Origin of the sequence: Yersinia massiliensis (assembly GCF_003048255.1) — a bacterium.
Classification (GTDB): domain Bacteria; phylum Pseudomonadota; class Gammaproteobacteria; order Enterobacterales; family Enterobacteriaceae; genus Yersinia; species Yersinia massiliensis_A.
The window spans coordinates 4,835,684-4,857,502 of record NZ_CP028487.1; the positions used below are offsets into that span (position 1 = coordinate 4,835,684).

Genomic DNA, 21,819 nt, shown 5'->3' on the forward strand with positions numbered 1-21,819 from the left:
TTCCTTACGCAATAACGTTAAGTTGCTTACCAATACGTACAAAGGCTTCAATCGCCCGCTCTACCTGCTCTGTCGTGTGGTCGGCCGACATCTGTGTACGGATACGAGCCTGACCTTTTGGAACAACCGGATAGAAGAAACCGGTGACATAAATTCCCTCTTTCAGCAATGCATTGGCAAACTCTTGCGCCAATGTTGCGTCACCCAGCATCACAGGGATAATGGCATGATCAGCACCCGCCAGCGTGAAACCGGCAGCACTCATTTTCTCACGGAAAAGACGAGCGTTCGCCCACAGACGGTCACGCAGTTCGGCACCGTCTTCCAAGAGTGATAACACTTCAATTGAGGCGGCAACGATAGCGGGGGCTAATGAGTTGGAGAACAAGTAAGGCCGTGAACGCTGGCGCAACCATTCAACCACTTCTTTACGGCCAGCCGTGTAACCACCAGATGCCCCGCCGAGCGCCTTACCCAAGGTGCCAGTGATAATATCAACGCGATCCATCACTTCGCAGTACTCATGCGTCCCACGCCCATTGGCTCCGACAAAACCCACAGCGTGGGAATCATCCACCATGACTAATGCTTGATATTCATCCGCCAAATCACAAACGCCTTTCAGATTGGCGATCACCCCATCCATCGAGAACACGCCGTCAGTGGCAATCATAATATGACGTGCACCCTCGGCCTTGGCTTGTTTTAGCTGCGCTTCTAGCTCGCTCATATCGTTGTTGGCATAACGGTAACGTTTAGCTTTACATAACCGCACGCCATCAATGATGGAGGCATGATTCAGCGCATCCGAGATAATGGCATCTTCTGGCCCGAGCAAGGTTTCAAACAAACCGCCGTTCGCATCAAAGCAAGAGGAGTAGAGAATGGCATCTTCCATTCCTAGAAAACTGGCGAGCTTCTGCTCTAAGTCTTTGTGAGCATCTTGCGTACCACAGATAAAACGCACCGATGCCATACCAAAGCCATGTGTATCCATACCTTTTTTAGCTGCGGCGATCAGTCGCGGGTGATTTGCCAGGCCCAAATAGTTATTGGCGCAAAAATTAATGACGCGGTTCCCATCAGCAACAGAAATATCAGCTTGCTGAGCGGAAGTGATAATCCGTTCGTTTTTATATAACCCTTCAGCACGGGTAGTTTTGAGTTGTTGTTCGAGTTGCTGATAAAACGGGTTTCTTTCAGAAGGCAGGGACATGCAGTTATCTCCAGAATGGCGGTTTCGCCTTACATTTTACTGTCTGACACGTGAACTGACGAGTAACCTTGGCTTATATTGCAAAAAATGCAGCACATATCACGGTGAACAATCCTAAAGCAGCACAGAAAGCGAGAGATTAACCCCTTCCGGCTGTGCGCTACCCGATGAAATGTTATGATATTGCCAACTAGCGTGTCGGGTATTGTGCCCGACCAAGAAGATTGACAAGGGTGAACCTGATGATCATCGTCACTGGCGGCGCCGGCTTCATTGGCAGCAACATTGTTAAGGCACTGAATAATATCGGCTATAAGGATATTTTAGTCGTAGATAACCTGAAAGACGGCACTAAATTCGTCAATCTGGTAGATCTGGATATCGCTGATTACATGGATAAAGAAGATTTTGTTGCCAGTATTGTTGCCGGCGACGACATGGGCGATATTGATGCGATTTTCCACGAAGGTGCTTGCTCTTCCACCACCGAGTGGGATGGCAAGTACATGATGGATAACAACTATCAGTATTCAAAAGATATCCTACACTTCTGTCTGGATCGCGGTATTCCGTTCTTGTACGCCTCTTCTGCTGCCACTTACGGTGGGCGTACAGATAATTTCATCGAAGATCGCCAGTACGAGCAACCGCTTAACGTTTATGGCTATTCCAAATTCTTGTTCGATCAGTATGTACGCGAGATCCTACCGCAAGCTGATTCCCAAATTTGTGGATTCCGTTATTTCAACGTTTATGGCCCACGTGAAGGCCACAAAGGCAGCATGGCGAGCGTCGCTTTCCATCTGAATAACCAGATCAATGCCGGAGAAAGACCAAAGTTGTTCTCTGGTAGCGAAAACTTCAAACGTGACTTCATCTATGTGGGTGATGTGGCTGACGTTAATCTGTGGTTCTGGCAAAACGGTGTATCCGGCATTTTCAACTGCGGTACGGGTCGCGCTGAATCATTCCAAGCTGTCGCCGATGCCGTGGTTGATTTCCACCAAAGTGGGCCAGTGGAATATATTGAATTCCCAGAGAAACTGAAGGGCCGCTATCAGGCATACACGCAAGCCGATCTGACTAATTTGCGTGCTGCCGGTTATGACAAGCCATTCAAAACTGTCGCTGAAGGCGTCAAAGAATATCTGGCGTGGCTTAACCGCTCAATCTAAATTATTTGCTGCAAGGAATTGATAAACGGTATGAAAATACTGGTCATCGGCCCTTCTTGGGTTGGCGATATGATGATGTCGCAAAGTCTTTACCGCACCCTGAAGGCCGAATATCCGGCAGCCGTTATTGATGTGATGGCACCCGCGTGGTGCCGTCCGCTTTTGGCTCGAATGCCGGAAGTGCGGCACGCAATCCCCATGCCACTAGGACACGGGTCTTTTGCTTTTGATGAGCGTCGACGCTTGGGCTTGGCCTTACGTGAATCAGGTTATGACCGTGCTTACGTGCTACCAAATTCATTTAAATCAGCCCTGATACCTTATTTTTCAGGGATTAAGCATCGTATTGGCTGGCGTGGCGAGATGCGCTATTTCTTGCTCAATGATATGCGAATACTGGATAAAGAAGCCTTCCCAATGATGGTTCAGCGCTATGTTGCGTTGGCCTACGATAAAGAGCGAATTCATTCGGCGGCCGATTTACCGCAGCCGCTACTGTGGCCCCAGTTGCAGGTTCACGATGACGAAATCTTAGAAATTACAAAGTCATATAAGCTTAGCGATAACCGCCCGATTATTGGTTTTTGCCCCGGCGCTGAATTTGGCCCAGCAAAACGCTGGCCACACTATCACTATGCTACGTTGGCGCAGAAACTGATTGATGCGGGTTATCAGGTTATCTTGCTTGGCTCGGCGAAAGATAATGAAGCCGGTGAAGAGATTCGTCAGGCTCTGGGTGAAGATTCCCGTGAATATTGCCTCAATCTGGCAGGCCAAACGTCACTGGAACAGGCGGTGGTACTGATTGCCGCTTGCTGTGCTGTCGTCAGTAACGATTCAGGCCTAATGCATGTTGCCGCAGCCTTAAATAAGCCTTTGGTGGCCTTGTATGGCCCAAGCAGCCCAGATTTTACCCCGCCGCTGTCTGACAAAGCGACCGTCATTCGCCTGATTACTGGCTACCATAAAGTGCGCAAAGGCGATAGCGCTCAGGGCTATCATCAGAGTTTGATTGATATCCAGCCAGAGCAAGTTATGGATGCCCTTGAAAAACAGCTTGCTGCGCAAAAATGCTCAGCCAAAGAGGAAGATTAATGCACGTATTAATCGTTAAAACCTCTTCCATGGGCGACGTTTTACATACGCTTCCGGCGCTGACAGATGCGATGCATGCAATACCAGATATTCGCTTTGATTGGGTGGTCGAAGAGGGGTTCAGCCAAGTCCCGGCTTGGCATCCTGCGGTAGATAAAGTCATTCCAGTGGCTATCCGGCGTTGGCGCAAAAATTGGTTTGGTGCCGACACGCGCCAAGAACGCTGTGATTTTAAGCGTGTCGTGCAACAGCGGAGTTATGACCTGGTGATTGATGCGCAGGGCCTCATTAAAAGTGCCGCACTCATTACCCGCATCGCCAAAGGCGTCAAGCATGGTCCTGATTGCAAAAGTGCGCGAGAACCATTTGCCAGTTGGTTTTATAACTGCCGACATGAAATCGACACTAAGCAACATGCGGTTGAACGCACACGTCAGCTATTCGCCAAAAGTCTGGGTTATGACAAACCCGAAAGCTATGGTGACTATGCTATCGCGCCACGTTTTTTAAGTCAGTTGCCCGCCGATGCTGGTCAGTATTTGGTTTTCTTGCATGCAACAACCCGTGACAGTAAACACTGGCCTGAGAGCCGTTGGCTGCAATTGATTGAGCAGGTCGCCGCGACGGGGTTAAAAATCAAATTACCTTGGGGCGCAGAGCATGAGTACCAACGTGCTTTACGGCTAGCGGAGCATTTTCCTCATGTTGAGGTATTGCCTAAGCTCAGCCTCCAACAAGTGGCAGAGGTTCTAGCCGGTGCAAAAGCCGTAGTATCTGTTGATACGGGCCTAAGCCATCTTACTGCCGCATTGAATCGCCCCAATATCACGTTGTACGGTCCCACCGACCCAGGTTTAATTGGGGGTTACGGTGAAAACCAGATTGCCGTTATTTCCGAGCAAAAAAGTATGGATACTATTACAGCTGAAACCATTATGGCGCGATTAGAAGCATTGATTTCATAAACAATAATGTGTTAATCCCGCAGTGATTGGTCGGTTAAATTTTCGCCGCCAAGCGTTTATTCTTTAATAACAATCGGCTCTGGTAATTATCAGAGTCGGCGGTTATTGATTTTACTATTGTTAAGCACTGCTAATTAATTTTATAGATAATTAAGGGGATTATATAACTCAGGTTTTGTTAATAATCCATATTGATTTATCTACTTAAGTCATTCATGACGAAATAGCATACCAACAAAACTCAAATTGGAACGATAAATAATAACTCGCTGAATAAAGGATTAAAATCAGGTAAAAGCACCATGGATAAATGGAGTGATAGCATCTATAGCCAAATATCTAACAGCCTAAGGATGGAAATGAAACCCATTCTCAATTTTGAATAGATGAAATCCATTTTACCGCTTTCGTTTACTCATAATGTTCAGAATATATATTCTTTTTTATGAATAACCTGTCTCTATTCAGGCAATCTTCGGTGTCCCGCTGAAAAGAGCCTTTCTTGCACAAATATGGTATTATTCTTAGTAATCCATATAAATGAAATTGATAGAATGTTGCTGCGCTTATATCAGGTACTGCTCTACCTTATTCAACCTTTGATTTGGTTACGATTGCTGTTACGTAGCCGTAAAGCCCCCGCTTATCGTAAGCGCTGGGGTGAACGTTATGGTTTCTGTGCCGGTAAAGTGGTTGCTGGCGGTATCATGCTGCATTCCGTTTCAGTCGGTGAAACCTTAGCCGCTATCCCATTAGTCAGGGCATTACGTCACCGCTACCCATCGTTACCTATCACCGTCACGACCATGACCCCCACTGGGTCTGAGCGCGTCCAGTCAGCGTTTGGTAAAGATGTTCATCACGTTTATCTGCCTTATGATCTCCCCGGTTCTGTCAATCGCTTCTTGGATCAGGTCAACCCAAAGCTGGTGATCATCATGGAAACAGAGCTGTGGCCAAACCTGATCAATGCCCTTTATCGCCGCAAGATACCACTGGTGATTGCGAATGCGCGCCTCTCCGCTCGTTCTGCTACTGGCTACAAAAAGATCGGCAGCTTTATGCGCAATATGCTGCAACGTATCACATTGATCGCCGCACAAAATAAAGAAGATGGGGATCGTTTCATTGAGTTGGGCCTCAAACGCTCACAACTGACGGTAACGGGTAGCCTAAAGTTTGATATTTCTGTCACCCCTGAACTAGCCGCCAGAGCAGTCACATTACGCAGCCAATGGGCAGCACACCGCCCGGTGTGGATTGCAACCAGTACCCATGATGGCGAAGAAACCATTTTGCTAGAGGCTCATCGGCAATTATTGGTGCATTTCCCAACCTTACTGCTGATTCTGGTGCCACGTCATCCCGAACGTTTTCCAAAAGCGGTCGAACTGACGCAAAAAGCAGGGTTGAGTTACACCTTACGCAGCAAAGGCGAGATTCCTTCAGCCAGTACACAAGTGGTGATAGGCGATACCATGGGTGAACTCATGCTCTTGTACGGAATCGCAGATTTAGCCTTTGTTGGCGGTAGCTTAGTTGAGCGTGGTGGTCATAATCCACTGGAAGCAGCCGCACATGCGATACCCGTGCTAATGGGGCCACATACGTTTAACTTTAAAGACATCTGTGCCAAGCTGGAACAGGCCGAAGGCCTGATTACCGTCACCGACACTTCATCGCTGGTGAAAGAGATAACCCTGCTGCTGACAGATGAAGATTGCCGCCTCTATTATGGCCGCCATGCGGTTGATGTGCTGCATGAAAATCAGGGCGCCCTACAACGGCTTTTACATTTGCTGGAGCCTTATCTACCGCAACGGAGCCACTAATGAGTGCCAAAAAGCGTCTGTCTGTTGTGATGATTACCAAGAATGAAGCCTCACTACTGGCAGATTGTTTGGCATCCGTTAATTGGGCTGATGAAATCGTCATTTTAGATTCAGGCAGTGAAGACGAAACCGTCGCACTCGCTCAACAATTTGGCGCGAAAGTGTATAGCAATACCGAATGGCCGGGTTACGGTAAACAGCGGCAGTTAGCTCAGCAATATGCCAGTGGTGATTACATTCTGATGCTGGACGCTGATGAGCGTGTTACCCCTGAACTGAAAGTCGCTATCGAATCTGTGCTATTAGCTCCAGAAGAGGGGGCAGTTTATAGCCTTGCACGGCGCAACCTATTCTTAGGCCGTTTCATGCGCCATAGCGGCTGGTATCCTGATAGAGTCACCCGCTTGTACCCGCATCACCAATTCCGTTACAACGATGATTTAGTTCATGAATCCCTTGCGAGTGGATCTGCCAAGGTTATTCCCTTGGCGGGCGACTTACTGCATCTAACTTGCCGCGACTTCTTTGCTTTTCAACGTAAACAACTTAACTATGCTGAAGCATGGGCGACTCAACGCCATCAGCAAGGCAAAAGTTGCGGTTATTTTTCTATTCTCAGTCATACTCTTGGGGCATTTTGTAAGACATGGCTGCTACGTGCTGGCTTCCTTGATGGTAAACAAGGGTTCTTGCTGGCTGTGGTCAATGCACAATATACTTTCAATAAATATGCGGCTCTGTGGGCATTAAGCCATCAACTTCAGAAAAGTGAGAATTCATGACGACCAAAGCCATTTACCCAGGAACATTTGATCCAATGACCAATGGGCATTTGGACTTAGTGACACGGGCTTCAGCAATGTTCAGTCATGTGATTCTGGCTATCGCCGACAGTTCCAGCAAAAAACCGATGTTCACGTTGGACGAACGAGTGGCGTTAGCCAAACAAGTCACCGCGCCGCTAAAAAATGTTGAAGTGGTGGGATTCAGTGAACTGATGGCGGAATTTGCCAAAAAACACAATGCGACAATTTTAGTGCGGGGCTTACGCTCTGTATCTGACTTTGAGTATGAATGGCAGCTCGCCAATATGAACCGCCATTTGATGCCAAAACTAGAAAGTGTGTTCCTGATGCCATCAGAAAAATGGTCGTTTATCTCTTCTTCCTTGGTAAAAGAAGTAGCGCGGCACGGTGGCGATATCACGCCTTTCTTACCTGCGCCAGTGACCAAAGCACTATTATCGAAACTGGCCTAATTTCAGTTAACTTTCATCGCTATTATTGGATGGAAATCAATGCTGGCAGTGGCGACAGAAGAACGTACTGCGCTGCCCATGTTTCGCTATTTCAATCAGTTGCCCACAATGGCGGCATGGCGCTCCTGCTCGCCCATACACCTGCAATTCTTGCGCAAAATAGCCTGGTTTGCCGTCCGACTGTAAAAAGTCGCGCAATGTCGTGCCACCCTGCTCGATAGAATGCAATAACACCGCCTTTATCGTAGCGACCAATCGCGCGATTTCAGCCTGTATCAATGAACCGGCGGCACGATCAGGTAAAATACCGGCAGCAAATAAAGATTCGCTGGCGTAAATATTGCCGACCCCGACCACAACTTTGTTATCCATCACCCACTGCTTGATCACCGTGCGTTTATTGCGTGATTTTTCAAACAAATACTCAGCCGTAAAATCATCACTCAGTGGCTCTGGCCCTAAATGCGCGAGCACATTGCTGGTTTCAAGGTCTTTTGCCCATAACCAAGCGCCAAAACGGCGTGGATCGGTATAACGCAGTATTTTGCCATTGCTGATCACCAAATCGACGTGATCATGTTTTTCTGCTTCAGATTCTTCAGACAAAATACGCAAGCTGCCTGACATCCCCAAATGCACGATAATCCAGCCCGTAGGTAGCTCTAGCAATAAATACTTTGCCCGACGCTGCACACTCAACACCGGTTGATCACTGAGTGCCAAAATTTCATCGGACACCGGCCAACGTAAGCGCGCGTTTCTGACCACTGCATACAAAATCGTCTGGCCGACAAGATAAGGTTCGATCCCGCGTCGGCTGGTTTCAACTTCTGGTAATTCAGGCATGTCACCTCCCTAAACGTATCTCACTGGACTTTATATAATAAAAAACCCAGCCGAAGCTGGGTTTTCTTAATCCACCAAAATTAAAATTATTTAATTTTAGCTTCTTTGTAGATCACGTGTTGACGGACAACTGGATCGAATTTCTTCAGTTCCAATTTTTCCGGCTTAGTACGCTTGTTCTTCGTAGTGGTATAGAAGTGACCAGTACCAGCAGAAGAAACCAGCTTGATCTTCTCGCGAACACCTTTAGCCATGATTCAGTTCCTTAATACTTCTCACCGCGGGTACGAAGTTCGGCCAAGACCGTTTCGATACCCTTCTTATCAATAACACGCATACCTTTAGCAGATACACGCAGAGTTACAAAGCGCTTCTCGCCCTCAACCCAAAAACGGTGAGAGTGAAGGTTCGGCAGAAAACGGCGTTTGGTCGCGTTCATTGCGTGGGAACGGTTGTTACCGCTCACCGGGCGCTTGCCAGTAACTTGGCAGACTCGGGACATGTCTATTCTCCAAAAATCAAATCAGCTCGAGCTTCGTATAGGATTTGGCCGCCTCGTCAGGCTTTAGAGCCCATCTCAGCAAATTCACTGAGAAGACTCACTGTCATCAGGTCAGAAACCCCTGTCACCAGGTTATAAACCTGCTGAGATAGGCTCTTCACGCCAAACCCAAGATTCTCAAAGGTGGCGTAGTATACGCTCTGAAGCGTAAGTGCTCAAGTCCCGAACAGCTAAAGATCCTAAAAGGATCAATTATTATTTCACTAAAGCCATCCGCGTTCAGCAAATGAGACACATTCACCTCGGCCTACCACTAAATGATCGAGCACCCGAATGTCTAATAATGAACAGGCTTTAATCACCTGCGTTGTCATTAAACGGTCAGCTTGGCTCGGTTCAGCCATGCCGGAGGGGTGATTATGCGCCAGAATCAGCGCGGCGGCATTCACCTTCAGCGCTTCACGCACAATTTCCCTCGGATGGACCTCAACGCTGTTGATGGTACCAGTAAACATCTCTTCATGGCGAATAACACGATGCTGATTATCCAAAAACATCACTAAAAAAATCTCTCGTTCACGGTGAGAAAGAATATTTTGCAGAAATTTTTGCGTAACCTCGGGATTAAGCAGGACACTTTCTTGCATTAAGTGTGAGGAAAAGCAGCGACTGGCCAGTTCACCTATCGCCTGAATCTGGCTGTACTTCGATGTCCCTACCCCTTTATGTGCGCATAACGTCTTATAATCGGCCGATATCAGCCCGTGAAGAGAACCAAAAGCTTCAATCAGACTTTCAGCCATTTTCATGACATGCATACCTGGGATACCTGTGCGCAGAAAAAGCGCAAGTAATTCGGCATCTGACAACACGGCAGCGCCGTATTTAAGTAATTTTTCTCTTGGCGCAAGCTGCCCATTCCACTCATCCATTCCTTGGCTCCACTCATCCCTAAATCTTGCAAGCAGCATGACAGAAGGCTTTATGTCACGCGACATCGTCATGAAGAGCATGCGTAACGTCTCGCAAATTTGATGATTGGTGGCATCAGGAGATGCCCTGATAGCTATTCTGCTCGGCGATTATGCTAAAATATCGGCTCTTAGGGCTTTCATACGGACAATCATGATGACGGGACTTTCCGGCAAACATCTCTCCGGCAAGAAGATTGTGCTCGGGATTAGCGGAGGTATAGCCGCCTATAAATCACCAGAGCTAGTACGTCGCTTGCGCGATAGAGGTGCAGATGTACGTGTGGTGATGACCGCCGCTGCGAAGGCATTTATTACGCCCCTCACATTGCAGGCTGTCTCGGGTTATCCCGTCTCTGATGATTTACTCGACCCTGCGGCTGAAGCCGCGATGGGCCATATTGAACTGGGTAAATGGGCTGATTTGGTGATTATGGCTCCTGCCACCGCCGATTTATTGGCCAGAGTGGCTGCAGGTATGGCGAATGACCTACTGACGACGCTCTGCTTGGCAACAGCGGCACCGGTTGCAGCGGTCCCCGCCATGAACCAACAAATGTACCGCGCAGTAGCGACCCAAGCGAATTTGCAAACGCTCGCCAATCGCGGAGTGCTTTTGTGGGGGCCAGACAGTGGTAGCCAAGCTTGCGGTGATGTTGGGCCAGGAAGAATGCTAGACCCGTTGGAAATCGTCGAATTAGCGCATGATTATTTTTCTGCGAAACAAGACCTGCAACATTTGAGTGTCATGATTACTGCCGGTCCAACACGTGAAGCACTTGATCCTGTGCGCTTTATCAGCAATCAAAGTTCAGGCAAGATGGGGTTCGCCATCGCTCAAGCAGCCGCCGCTCGAGGGGCGAAAGTTACGCTGGTTGCCGGGCCGGTTAATCTCCCAACGCCCGCAGGTGTGGATAGAATTGATGTCGTCAGTGCGCTTGAAATGCAGCAAACCGTTCAGAATTTGGCCGCTCAGCAGAATATTTTTATTTCTTGTGCCGCTGTAGCGGATTACCGCGCCGTACATGTTTCTGACGAGAAGATAAAAAAGCAGGGCGACGAAATTACCCTTAAGTTAGTGAAAAACCCTGATATTGTCGCAGGGGTGGCTTCGATGGCGAAAAACCGTCCATTTGTTGTAGGATTTGCGGCTGAAACCCAGAATGTGGAAGAATACGCGCGACAAAAACTGGCGCGAAAGAACCTGGATCTTATTTGCGCTAATGATGTATCGCTCGCAGAGCATGGTTTTAACAGTGACACCAATGCCTTGCACCTTTTTTGGCCGACTGGAGAGAAACGTTTACCGCTCAGCGATAAACACTTGCTCAGTCAGCATTTAATAGACGAGATTGTCAGCCGTTATGATGAAAAAAATCGACATTAAAATTCTGGACCCACGTGTTGGCAATGAATTTCCTTTACCAACGTATGCAACCGAAGGTTCTGCTGGGCTGGATTTACGTGCCTGTTTAGACGAGGCCGTTGATCTATTACCAGGTCAAACCACCTTGCTGCCGACAGGTTTAGCGATACATATTGGTGACAATGCACTGGCCGCAGTTATTTTGCCTCGCTCTGGGTTAGGGCATAAGCATGGTGTCGTACTGGGTAATCTGGTTGGCTTGATTGACTCTGATTACCAAGGGCAGTTAATGGTGTCCGTATGGAACCGTGGTCAACAGCCTTTCACTATCGAACCCGGCGAACGTATTGCACAAATGGTGTTTGTACCGGTAGTGCAAGCAGAATTCAATCTGGTTGAAGATTTTGACCTGAGTGAACGTGGTACTGGTGGTTTTGGTCATTCTGGACGCCAATAACCTCCCCCAGACCTTGATACCGTAAAAAAGCTATCACATAAGCCACCGGGGTTGGGTATCCCCTGTGGCCGGTATTTGGGTTTTTGTTATTAAGTTATTTTTAGCAAGGGTCTACTCGGACATGGCAGAAAAAGAAAATACGAAAAGGAACAGGCGCGAGGAAATTTTGCAGGCTTTAGCGCAAATGCTGGAATCCAGCGATGGCAGCCAACGCATAACGACCGCCAAACTCGCCGCCACTGTGGGGGTGTCAGAAGCGGCTCTTTATCGTCACTTCCCCAGTAAAACGAGGATGTTTGATAGCCTGATCGAGTTCATCGAAGATAGTTTGATGTCCCGCATAAATTTGATTCTGCAAGATGAAAAAGAGACGTTCAATCGTCTCCGGTTGATCCTTTTGTTGATATTAGGGTTTGCCGAACGTAATCCAGGACTCACTCGGATTATGACTGGGCACGCATTAATGTTTGAGCAAGATCGCTTGCAAGGCCGAATCAACCAGTTGTTTGAGCGTATTGAAGTTCAACTTCGTCAGGTGCTGCGTGAGAAAAAACTGCGTGATGGGCAAGGCTTTATCCATGATGAGGCTTTACTGGCAACGCAGCTGTTGGCATTTTGTGAAGGGATGCTGTCGCGTTTTGTTCGCTCTGAATTCCGTTATAGACCGACACAAGAGTTCGATGCACGCTGGCCGCTGATTGTGGCTCAATTGCAGTAATTTTGATTACAGTAACTTTGATTGCTGTAACTTCGATTGCAGAAACTCAGTTGCAAATCGTATTCAAGATGGGGGCAAAAATGAGCCCCCGAAGGGAAAAGCGCCGAGCAGAGAGACCCTGGGAAGCCGTTGCTCGACACTTTTACCAGCAGTGACCCCAGCACGGGCCACTGTTGGGTCTATTTACGACCGTTTGGTTTCAGCTTCTCACCGACATTGAGCAAGAAGATTTCATTGTCACGGGTCGAAATACGCGCGGAACCATCATCCATTCGATAAGCACCTTCAGTAAAACCAGCCCCATTCAGGAAAGGTGCGACAGCTTGCGGCTTGTTACGCAGTGAAGCTTCCAGTGCCAGTAATGCATAAGGTTCGATAGCATCGACATCAGCATATTGGCGATCCGGTGAGGCCATAAAGAAGCCGTCGATATAACGAGTTTTAATGATGTTATCGCCGATTTTCTCTGCTAATACCCGATAATCAGCAACCTGACTCGCGTTATAGAGATCCAGCAAGGCAAACAGGGCATACGGGTCGCTATTCGTGGTATCTAGCTTGACCTTCATCTCTTTACCCGGCGCTGTACCGATATCACCTAACCCCTGATCATTTGCGATACCGCGAGCAACTTTCCAAAGCAACGGATCATTATCAATGGCATAGGCACGGGCATAGGAAATTAGGAATTCGTTACCTGCTTTATACGGCTTGATCACCGTGCCTTTTTTGCCATAGTAGCCATCACGCGGCAGGGTATAGTTTGATAAGTCCTGCCCGTTGGCAATCATCGGGCGGAAAGTATTATCCTGTTCGTTGTAAGCGTATTTGGCGAACGCTTTTAGGCCATCGACAGTCCATTTCAGCAAGTCCTGCCCTTGAGGGCCTAAGTCCTTGCCTAATTGCAGCTGCATCAACGCATTTTCAGAATAAATCGTACTGGTGCGCCCTTTGAGCATCATATTGCCTTCAAGCGCTCCTGCACCGAACTCAGGGCCAAACTGGCGCTGTGCACGGTCACCAAATTTAGAGTGCGTATCAGCATCATCCGTTGGCTCTTCTCGCTTCAGAGCTTGTGTAAACTGATAAACACCAAGGCCTGTTTTCGCATCTCGCGGCAAGACGTATTGATCAGCTAAACGTTTAGCCCACACTAATGCCCCTTGATCCTGCTGGTATTTGTAGAGTAATGAAGCCGAATAAATCAGGTCATTACCCGCATTGAGGAAACTGAGTCCTTTGGTGGCAAAGAAAGGCGGCTGCTGTTCGAATTTGCTCTCCCACAACTCCCCCATCGGCTTGTCATATTCACCGTGGCGGCTGGTTTCAAGGATACGCCAGTCATAAACATGGGCATTCCAAAAGCCACGAATAAAGCGCGAGGTGGCATCGCGGTCAACACTAAACATCAAGTCATAGTAGGGATAAGCATTTTTCAGCTCATGTACCATCTCTTTTTCACTCGGCCCTTCTGGTTGCAGCGTTTTCAGGTCAATAAAACGGTGCCCACCCCAGAAGAGTAAACCACTTGGATCCTGATAGTTCTGGAAGTGGTAGCGAACGATATCTTCAGCGCGCTTTTGATAGCGATTATCGCCACTTAGCTGGCTCAAGCCGCTCATGACACGCATCAAATTTTGTTGTGCCGAGAAGTTTGATAATACCGCCCGACGACCATCGGGGAATATCCATTCCATTTGCTGCCCTGTACGGGGGTCAACACCATCTGCCAGCAGCGGGCTGGGCTTATCACCGTGATAAGTGTCCGAGGCTTTGCTCAGTACATTATCGACATACTGCTTTACTACCGTCAGGCGATCGGTATCCGCTGCATGTCCGGCTGGTATATACAGCGTTGCCAATGCTGCCATACTCAAAAATAACGCTCTTTTTTTCATTACCCGTTACCTGCCAAAAATTGTTATCTGTTAAAACCGTTATGGTGTGGTGTGACCCCAAATATCAGAATCTGATAATTTCACTCATGGATTAGAAACTGTATTTTATCCCGACGCGGTAACGAGTTTGGCGCTCGTCAGTAGCTTTACTGCCTGAGACATTACCGACAGCCATATAAGGGGACCAATTCTTATCCCACTTGTAAGTTAATTTAAAATCGTGCGTCCAATCGTAGCTTTCATTGTTCGATAATATGACGCCGGCTTTATTGGCTTTTTTGTAGTCGATTTCATAATCTAATTGATAATCTTTAGCTATTTTATAGCTGATAACACTCGTTAAATTATAACCATTTTCAGATGTGTCTTTGCTGGTATTAATATTGGCGCTGGTGCGTTTGTAATAGGGGCGATAACGTAAGGAAACAGAGAGATCGTCAATGATATTTGCCTTACCACGCAGGTAAGGACGATAGTTATTTGAGGTAGAGTTTGAGTCTAATGAGAAGCCTGGTTCAATAGAGAATGTGTTATCAATTTTATAAACATAACTCGCGACAACTTCAGTCCCATTACTGACAGTCTCATTAAACGCCTTATCTTTATCTTGAGCGCCTTTCCACTTACCTTCTAGAGACAATCCAAAGCCATTTGCGAAGCGGTGGGACATTAATAAGCGGTCTTTATGAGTGTTGCCACTTTGGTCTTGCATTTCATGGCGATAGTCAATTGTTACCGCGACGGCACTGGTGCTAAGAAGTGTTGCTACTGCCAGAGATAATAATTTAATTTTCATTACGGTTACCTTATTTTAATAGAACATCGATATCCCAAAAAAAATACAAACAATAGTTATGAAACAGCATTCTATTTATTTTGATATAAAGTTCCGAGATCCATGACTGATAGTTCAAAATTAATGACACAAATATCCACTTATGTGACAAGGTTCAAAGTAAATTAAATTTATCTCATAGCAAAGCTTTGTAATTTTTCTGTTATATCGCAGATGTGACAAGGGATTGGCACTATTTTCGGAAGGTAAATTCGCATGAAAAATATTGTTGACGCGGCGGGTAATAATATTGTAAGACTGTAAAAAAATGAAATATAGATTTCAGCCCAATATTTTCTTAACGGTATTATTATCAGGTTTAAGTACTTTTACATATTTTAAATTTTGTTATCAGATTTTATAAGAAATGACTCAATCGATAGTTATCAGGGCCCATCTAGGAGGAATTCTGGCATAAAGATAAGTATTACTTAATAGATAAAGAGGTAATATTTTGATTTTCCCCAGAAGACGAAAAAACTAATTTTCAGCCATAACACAGCAATAAATGTACACAAAAAAGGAATAACCGAAGCCATATCCAAAGACATTGGCGTTACAGCTAGGCAGCCAGCAAGCAAATCCCGATGAGCTGACACTGGTCAGTGATTCGGGTGCGCGAACGCAGCTAACAACGCTGTAGCGCCAAGGACGAAGGATATACGCTGTGGCATCAGAAGGAAGGGGCTACCCAAAGACATTGGCGTTACAGCTAGGCAGCCAGCGAGTAAATCCCGATGAGCTGACACTGGTCAGTGATTCGGGTGCGCGAGTGCAGCTAACAACGCTGTGGCGTCAAGGACGAAGGGTATAACGAGACTCAAACTCCTCCCGCGCCAACGCCTCCGAAAACAAAAAACCCTGCCCACATTGGATGCCATATTGCAGCAACCATTGGCGCTGCTCATCTGTTTCTATCCCTTCGGCCATTACTTTCAACTTCAATACTTCAGAAACCGTGACGATAATACGTGCCATTACATCATCTTGTGGCAAGGATTTCACAAAACTCTTATCCAACTTAATCATGTTGATGGGTAAGCTTTTTAGATGGTTTAGGTACTGTAGGCTCGAATACCCTGTCCCAAAATCATCCAAGGCAATGGACAGCCCAAGCTCACGAATTTCACGTAACAACATCAGTGCTTCATCAAGATTCTGTAAACGCGCTGTCTCGGTAATTTCCAAGATGAGTCGATGCGGATCAATTGCATACTGACTGATGAGGGCTTTCAAATGTGGGAGGAACTGATCGCTCTGTACCTGTAAGCCTGAAATATTGACCGCAAGCGACAAGGTGACTCCTCGCGCCTTCCAGTCGGCCATAATACGGCACGCTTCTTCCAGCACCCAACTACCCAGCGGCACCATTGCACCACTTTCTTCTGCTGCATGAACAAACTCGGCAGGTAACCGGTAGTGACCATCAGGCTGACGCCAGCGCAGTAATGCTTCAGCCCCGACAACACGTTGTTCTGACATATTCCATTGCGGTTGCAAAAACAGTTCGAAATTGCCATTTTCAATTGCCCGCAAAATATCGTTTTTCTGTGACAGTCGCCTTTGTATTTCTTCTGCAAAATACGGATCTGACAGGTCAGCAACCGGATAATGCGTATTGATACGGTTCATGTCCGTATAGGCTTGCGCTAAGAGTTGCTGGTTACGATTATAATTGTGTACCAGTACCCCTAACTCATCATCTTGATGGTGAGCAGGTAAAGTCAGTTGGTGATTAAGCACGCCTTGCTGGCCCATTCTTTCCAACTCTTTCGCCATCGCGCGTAGTGGATGAATAATGAGGCGATTAATACACCAAGCGATAGAAACTGAGAGCACCAATGCCAACAACAGATAGGTCGATAGCATGGCTGACAGCGCGCTGAGAATAAACTGATAGATTCGGTACGAATCTGCACGCAAGACTAAATGTGCTAAGGGTTGTGGATTCGCAGATACCCGTTCCAGCGCATACAGGGGAACAGTTATTTCTACCGGTAGATAAAAAATACGTTTTGCCCAACGAGGTACTGGCCGCTCAGTGGGAAAGTTAGCATGTAATACCTGAATTTGATTGGGCAAAATAACTTCAGCGCGACTGAGAATACCTATTGGCAATAGGCTATTGAGGATTTTTTTTGCTTGGGGAATATCAACGCTTAATACAGCCTCAGACAGGGGTTGGCGCACGGAATAAGCGATGCTCTCCAGTTGCCTGGCGTAATCATCCTTGCGCTGTTGCACAAAGTGGAATAACTGAAGGACGATAAAAATACAAATGGTGACCAATGCAACAACAGCCACTGCCGCCATTTGTTTAATCGTTAATGAACGCCTTACCCGCAAACTCGCTCTCCGCCAATGCCGACTGAATAAAAAAAATGGTGGCCACGTCATAGGCTACCCGTCGATTCTGTCTGAGTATACTCGATCGCTTTCAGATTTTATCTGGTGATAAAAGACCGGAATGGAAGAATACCGTGGGTTTCAGTGTTTTCCTATCATGATCACCACATCAGAGTGCAATTTCTCACTCTGATGTGGTTTTTTCAGACAAAACAATACAGCAAAGGGCCTAAAACCAGTACATGGCACTCACAGTGACATCACTTCAGCCTCCATGGTCAGAGAACCATTTGGGCTTAGCTGGCTTTTTCCTCTTCATCCTGATCAACGGCAAAACAAGCCACCATTTGGTCACCATACTGTTTCAGTTGCGGCTGCAACTGAGTACAGGTACCAAAGGCTCGACGGCAACGCGCATTAAACGCGCAGCCTGGAGGTGGGCTCATTGGACTTGGTAACTCGCCCGTCAGCTTAATACGCTCACGCCGCATATCGGGATTGAGCCGTGGTGTCGCTGATAGCAATGCTTGCGTATAAGGATGACGTGGATTGTTAAAAATGGCCTCTTTACTGCCTTTTTCAACACAACGCCCCAAGTACATCACCATCACTTCATCGGCAATATGTTCAACCACGGACAGATCATGGGAGATAAAGACGTAAGACAGCCCCAGCTCCTGCTGTAAATCCATCATCAGGTTCAAGACCTGTGCTCGCACTGATACGTCCAGTGCTGAGACAGGCTCATCCGCAATCACCACATCAGGATTCAACATTAAGCCGCGAGCGATCGCGATACGCTGGCGCTGACCGCCGGAGAACATATGAGGATAACGGTCATAATGCTCGGTTTTCAGGCCGACCTTCGCCATCATCGCCAATGTTTTTTCACGGCGCTCTTTGCTGCTGAGCTTAGTATTGATTTGCAGCGGCTCTTCCAGGATTTGCCCCACCTTCTTGCGCGGGTTCAACGAACCATAGGGGTTCTGGAACACAATCTGGATTTTCTGCCGACGCAGTTTTTCCGCACTTTCATCCGGCTTGAGTAGATCCTGCCCTTGGTAATAAAGCTCACCGCCCGTCGGGATTTCAATCATGGTCAATAAGCGGCCCAGCGTGGATTTACCACAACCAGACTCCCCTACCACGGCCAAGGTTTTGCCCCGCTCTAAGGTGAATGAAACACCATCGAGTGCTTTAACTAAGCGTTCTGGCGCAAATAATCCTTTCTTGACCGGATAGTATTTTTTCAGGTCAATGGCCTGTAACAAGGGCTTAGCGCCTTGGGATTCTGGTTTCATTTCGGTGTTATTCTGGCTCATAGGGTCGGCCTCCCCGCATCATCGAGCGGTGTATGGCATTTAACCTGACGCCCCGCTGGCCCCAGCAGTTCAGGCTCTTCACGGCGGCAACGATCATTGGCATACGGGCAGCGTGGGTTAAGTAGGCAGCCTTCAGGGCGGTCATACTTACCCGGCACCACACCCGGTAATGAGGCAAGCCGCGCTTTATCCTGAGCAAACTCCGGTAAGGCACGCAGTAATGCCTGCGTATACGGGTGTCGCGGCGCGCGGAAAATTTCTGATGATTTACCGGTTTCCACCACCTGGCCGGCATACATCACAATAATGTGATGGGCCGCTTCGGCGACCAGAGCCAAGTCATGGGTAATCAACAACAGCGCCATATTTTCACGCTGCTGTAATTCCAGCAGTAGCTCAATGATTTGCGCCTGAATGGTCACATCCAGCGCCGTTGTGGGTTCATCAGCGATCAGTAATTTTGGTCGACACGCGATCGCCATGGCGATCATGACGCGCTGGCTCATCCCGCCAGAAAGCTGGTGCGGATATACGTCCAAACGCGAAGCCGGATCAGGAATACCGACCAATGTGAGCAGGTCTACCGCCCGTTGATGACGCGTTTTACGGTTCCCCCCCTGATGCACCTTCAGCGCTTCCATAATTTGGAAACCGACGGTGTAGCATGGGTTAAGGCTGGTCATCGGGTCTTGGAAGATCATCGCCACTTCCGAGCCCACCAACTGACGCCGCTCTTTTTCTGAAATCTTGGTCAAGTCGCGGCCATTGAATTCCAGTTTGTCAGCCATGACTTTGCCGGGGAAATCGATTAGCCCCATGATAGCCAGTGAACTGACCGATTTACCGGAGCCAGACTCACCGACAATCCCGACCACCTGCCCTTGATCAATGCTGTAACTGATACGGTCTACGGCCTTGAACGGCGCACCTTCGTCACCGAAGTGCACCGACAATTTATCTACATTTAAAAGTGCCATCTCTCTCTACCTCTGTTACTGCTTGAGTTTGGGGTCGAGAGCATCACGCAGGCCGTCCCCCATCAGGTTAAACGCTAGAACCGTTAGCAAGATCGCCACACCCGGGAAGGTCACGACCCACCAAGCGCTTTGAGCGAACTGCAGCACGTCAGAGAGCATGGTACCCCATTCCGGTGTTGGCGGTTGCGCACCCATGCCAAGGAAGCCGAGAGCGGCCATATCGAGAATAGCGTTAGAGAAGCCGAGAGATGCCTGCACAATTAATGGCGCAAGGCAGTTGGGTAAGATATTGATAAACATTTGGCGCAAGTCACTCGCACCCGCCACTCTTGAGGCCGTGACATAGTCTCGATTGACCTCAACCAGTACGGCTGCGCGGGTTAACCGCACATAATGTGGCAAAGCGACGAAGGTGAGCGCTAACGAGGCGTTGACAATGGAAGGCCCGAATACCGCTACCAAGACAAGTGCCAGTAACAAACTTGGCAATGCCAGCATGATATCGACAATACGCATGATGATGGCATCGACAACGCCGCCAAAATACCCAGCCAGTAAACCAAAAATGACGCCCATCACTAACGACAGCACCACAACCAGACAACCGACTAACAGCGAGAGTCGTGCGCCATACATTAGACGGGATAAGACATCACGGCCCACATCATCAGTACCGAGAATAAACTTCCAACTACCGCCTTCTTCCCAGACTGGCGGTTTCAATAACGCATCGCGAAATTGTTCTGCTGGCCCATGTGGGGCAAGCCAAGTCGCGCCAGCAGCAATAACCAGCATGATAATGATGTAAAACAGGCCGATAACAGCCCCTTTATTGCGCTTGAAATAATGCCAAAACTCCTGCAAAGGAGTCATCGGCTTCGGCGCACTTTTTACTGTAGACTCAGTAAGTTGAGACATTCTGCGCCCCTTATTTCTTGTGACGAATACGCGGGTTAACTACGCCATAGAGCACATCTACCAGCAAGTTAACTAAAATAATCATGATAGCGACCAGCAACACGCCACCTTGTACCACTGGGTAATCACGGCGTTGCAATGCATCCATCAACCAGCGGCCTAACCCCGGCCAGGAGAAGATGGTTTCCGTCAGAATCGCTCCAGCCAGCATGGTGCCGACTTGCAGACCAATAACCGTGACGACAGGCAGTAAGGCATTACGCAAAGCATGAACGACAATCACGCGCATCCGGCTCAAGCCCTTGGCCCGTGCAGTACGGATATAGTCTTCGCCCAGCACTTCTAACATGGAGGAACGAGTCATACGCACGATGACGGCTAAAGGAATGGTGCCCAAGACGATGGCCGGTAGAATCATATGCATCACGGCATCTTTAAAATCACCCGGTTCGCCCCAAACAAAGGTGTCTATCAGCATGAAACCGGTGAGCGGTAGGCTATCATCTAGGAATACGGTATCACTGACTCGCCCTGAGACAGGGGTCAGGTTCCATTGCACCGACACCAGCATGATCAGCATGATGCCCCACCAGAAGATGGGCATTGAGTAGCCCGTCAGGGAGACGCCCACAGCAGTATGATCGAATATTGAACCCCGCTTGACAGCAGCTAACACCCCAACCGGAATCCCTACGGCGATGGCAAACAGCATCGCGCAGATCCCAAGTTCCAGCGTCGCTTTAAAGCGCGGGACGAACTCTTCCCATACGGAAATACGGCTTTTTAGCGAAATGCCGAGGTCGCCATGTAATACGCCATGCACATATTGGAAGTATTGTTGATATAGAGGCTTGTCCAGCCCCATTTCCGCCATGATTTGCGCATGACGTTCTGCGGAGATACCGCGTTCCCCAGCCATGATGGTCACCGGGTCGCCGGGGATCATATGGACAAAAGCAAAGGTGAGCAACGTAATGCCGATAAACGTTGGGATAACTAGCCCCAAACGTCGGAGTATGAACTGCAACATATCCCGAACTCTCTGTGTAGAATGCCAAGCTGCTCGTGGGCAACCCAGCTTATTAAACCCATCCCATTAGGCTATTTTGTGCATCATTTTGA

At 47.9% G+C, this 21,819-nt stretch carries 22 protein-coding genes; 10 read left to right on the forward strand and 12 right to left on the reverse strand.

The features are described 5' to 3' along the window. Positions 1-4 precede the first annotated feature (4 nt). Positions 5-1,216 (reverse strand): glycine C-acetyltransferase, encoded by a 1,212-nt coding sequence (gene kbl / locus DA391_RS22490; protein ID WP_050082771.1) that lies wholly within the window; start codon positions 1,214-1,216, stop codon positions 5-7. Between the two features lie 242 nt (positions 1,217-1,458). Between kbl and rfaD the strand changes: the two genes are divergently transcribed. The 6 genes from rfaD (at position 1,459) to coaD (ending at position 7,541) form a co-directional block, all read left to right on the forward strand. Continuing rightward, the gene (rfaD, locus tag DA391_RS22495; RefSeq protein ID WP_019213051.1) at positions 1,459-2,391 is read left to right on the forward strand and encodes an ADP-glyceromanno-heptose 6-epimerase; all 933 of its coding nucleotides are present in this window, start codon (positions 1,459-1,461) and stop codon (positions 2,389-2,391) included. A gap of 30 nt (positions 2,392-2,421) precedes the next feature. Then, a complete protein-coding gene (rfaF, locus tag DA391_RS22500) occupies positions 2,422-3,486 on the forward strand; it encodes an ADP-heptose--LPS heptosyltransferase RfaF (RefSeq protein ID WP_050874338.1) in 1,065 nt (354 codons plus the stop codon). Continuing rightward, positions 3,486-4,451, forward strand: a complete 966-nt coding sequence (gene rfaC, locus DA391_RS22505; protein WP_108088219.1) for a lipopolysaccharide heptosyltransferase RfaC — start codon at positions 3,486-3,488, stop codon at positions 4,449-4,451. Before rfaF ends, rfaC begins: the two co-directional genes overlap by 1 nt. A 554-nt stretch (positions 4,452-5,005) precedes the next feature. After that, entirely contained in the window at positions 5,006-6,283 is a 1,278-nt protein-coding gene (waaA, locus tag DA391_RS22510; protein ID WP_050874343.1) for a lipid IV(A) 3-deoxy-D-manno-octulosonic acid transferase, read from the forward strand. Continuing rightward, positions 6,283-7,065, forward strand: coding sequence for a glycosyltransferase family 2 protein (locus DA391_RS22515; protein WP_050082766.1), 783 nt, complete (start codon positions 6,283-6,285; stop codon positions 7,063-7,065). Before waaA ends, DA391_RS22515 begins: the two co-directional genes overlap by 1 nt. Continuing rightward, entirely contained in the window at positions 7,062-7,541 is a 480-nt protein-coding gene (gene coaD / locus DA391_RS22520) for a pantetheine-phosphate adenylyltransferase (protein ID WP_050082765.1), read from the forward strand. The genes DA391_RS22515 and coaD overlap by 4 nt, the downstream gene beginning before the upstream one ends. Before the next feature lie 36 nt (positions 7,542-7,577). Here the strand turns inward: coaD and mutM are convergent, their stop codons facing one another. From mutM to radC, 4 genes are all read right to left on the reverse strand, one after another. After that, positions 7,578-8,387 carry a bifunctional DNA-formamidopyrimidine glycosylase/DNA-(apurinic or apyrimidinic site) lyase gene (mutM, locus tag DA391_RS22525; protein WP_108088220.1) on the reverse strand — a complete coding sequence of 270 codons (810 nt, stop codon included), beginning with the start codon at positions 8,385-8,387 and terminating at the stop codon, positions 7,578-7,580. A gap of 86 nt (positions 8,388-8,473) precedes the next feature. After that, positions 8,474-8,641, reverse strand: coding sequence for a 50S ribosomal protein L33 (rpmG, locus tag DA391_RS22530; protein WP_004392084.1), 168 nt, complete (start codon positions 8,639-8,641; stop codon positions 8,474-8,476). Between the two features lie 11 nt (positions 8,642-8,652). Next, positions 8,653-8,889 (reverse strand): 50S ribosomal protein L28, encoded by a 237-nt coding sequence (gene rpmB / locus DA391_RS22535; protein WP_019213058.1) that lies wholly within the window; start codon positions 8,887-8,889, stop codon positions 8,653-8,655. Positions 8,890-9,152: 263 nt separating this feature from the next. Next, on the reverse strand, positions 9,153-9,821 hold the full coding sequence (gene radC / locus DA391_RS22545) for a RadC family protein (protein WP_050082763.1): 669 nt from the start codon (positions 9,819-9,821) through the stop codon (positions 9,153-9,155). 193 nt (positions 9,822-10,014) lie between these two features. On the opposite strand from radC, the gene coaBC reads away from it, so the two are divergent. The 3 genes from coaBC (at position 10,015) to slmA (ending at position 12,401) form a co-directional block, all read left to right on the forward strand. Further along, positions 10,015-11,247, forward strand: a complete 1,233-nt coding sequence (coaBC, locus tag DA391_RS22550; RefSeq protein ID WP_050874345.1) for a bifunctional phosphopantothenoylcysteine decarboxylase/phosphopantothenate--cysteine ligase CoaBC — start codon at positions 10,015-10,017, stop codon at positions 11,245-11,247. After that, on the forward strand, positions 11,225-11,683 hold the full coding sequence (gene dut / locus DA391_RS22555; RefSeq protein ID WP_042807039.1) for a dUTP diphosphatase: 459 nt from the start codon (positions 11,225-11,227) through the stop codon (positions 11,681-11,683). Before coaBC ends, dut begins: the two co-directional genes overlap by 23 nt. A gap of 121 nt (positions 11,684-11,804) precedes the next feature. Further along, entirely contained in the window at positions 11,805-12,401 is a 597-nt protein-coding gene (gene slmA / locus DA391_RS22560) for a nucleoid occlusion factor SlmA (protein WP_019213062.1), read from the forward strand. 179 nt (positions 12,402-12,580) lie between these two features. Here slmA and DA391_RS22565 read toward each other — a convergent pair whose 3' ends face one another. Both DA391_RS22565 and DA391_RS22570 read right to left on the reverse strand, forming a co-directional pair. Further along, positions 12,581-14,299, reverse strand: coding sequence for a pectate lyase (locus tag DA391_RS22565; protein ID WP_050082761.1), 1,719 nt, complete (start codon positions 14,297-14,299; stop codon positions 12,581-12,583). A gap of 91 nt (positions 14,300-14,390) precedes the next feature. Further along, positions 14,391-15,095 carry an oligogalacturonate-specific porin KdgM family protein gene (locus DA391_RS22570; protein WP_050082760.1) on the reverse strand — a complete coding sequence of 235 codons (705 nt, stop codon included), beginning with the start codon at positions 15,093-15,095 and terminating at the stop codon, positions 14,391-14,393. Between the two features lie 706 nt (positions 15,096-15,801). On the opposite strand from DA391_RS22570, the gene DA391_RS24275 reads away from it, so the two are divergent. After that, a complete protein-coding gene (locus DA391_RS24275; protein WP_159074580.1) occupies positions 15,802-15,948 on the forward strand; it encodes a hypothetical protein in 147 nt (48 codons plus the stop codon). On the opposite strand, the gene DA391_RS22575 is transcribed toward DA391_RS24275, so the two are convergent. The 5 genes from DA391_RS22575 to dppB form a co-directional block, all read right to left on the reverse strand. Continuing rightward, positions 15,930-17,480: an EAL domain-containing protein gene (locus tag DA391_RS22575; protein ID WP_080994103.1), complete on the reverse strand. Its 1,551-nt coding sequence runs from the start codon at positions 17,478-17,480 to the stop codon at positions 15,930-15,932. The two genes, DA391_RS24275 and DA391_RS22575, sit on opposite strands and share 19 nt — an antisense overlap. Before the next feature lie 296 nt (positions 17,481-17,776). Then, entirely contained in the window at positions 17,777-18,781 is a 1,005-nt protein-coding gene (gene dppF, locus DA391_RS22580; RefSeq protein ID WP_050082831.1) for a dipeptide ABC transporter ATP-binding subunit DppF, read from the reverse strand. A gap of 17 nt (positions 18,782-18,798) precedes the next feature. Beyond that, on the reverse strand, positions 18,799-19,779 hold the full coding sequence (gene dppD / locus DA391_RS22585; protein ID WP_019213068.1) for a dipeptide ABC transporter ATP-binding protein: 981 nt from the start codon (positions 19,777-19,779) through the stop codon (positions 18,799-18,801). A gap of 15 nt (positions 19,780-19,794) precedes the next feature. After that, positions 19,795-20,697, reverse strand: coding sequence for a dipeptide ABC transporter permease DppC (gene dppC / locus DA391_RS22590; RefSeq protein WP_050082758.1), 903 nt, complete (start codon positions 20,695-20,697; stop codon positions 19,795-19,797). A 10-nt stretch (positions 20,698-20,707) separates the two neighbouring features. Then, entirely contained in the window at positions 20,708-21,727 is a 1,020-nt protein-coding gene (dppB, locus tag DA391_RS22595) for a dipeptide ABC transporter permease DppB (protein WP_050082757.1), read from the reverse strand. Between the last annotated feature and the right edge of the window lie 92 nt (positions 21,728-21,819).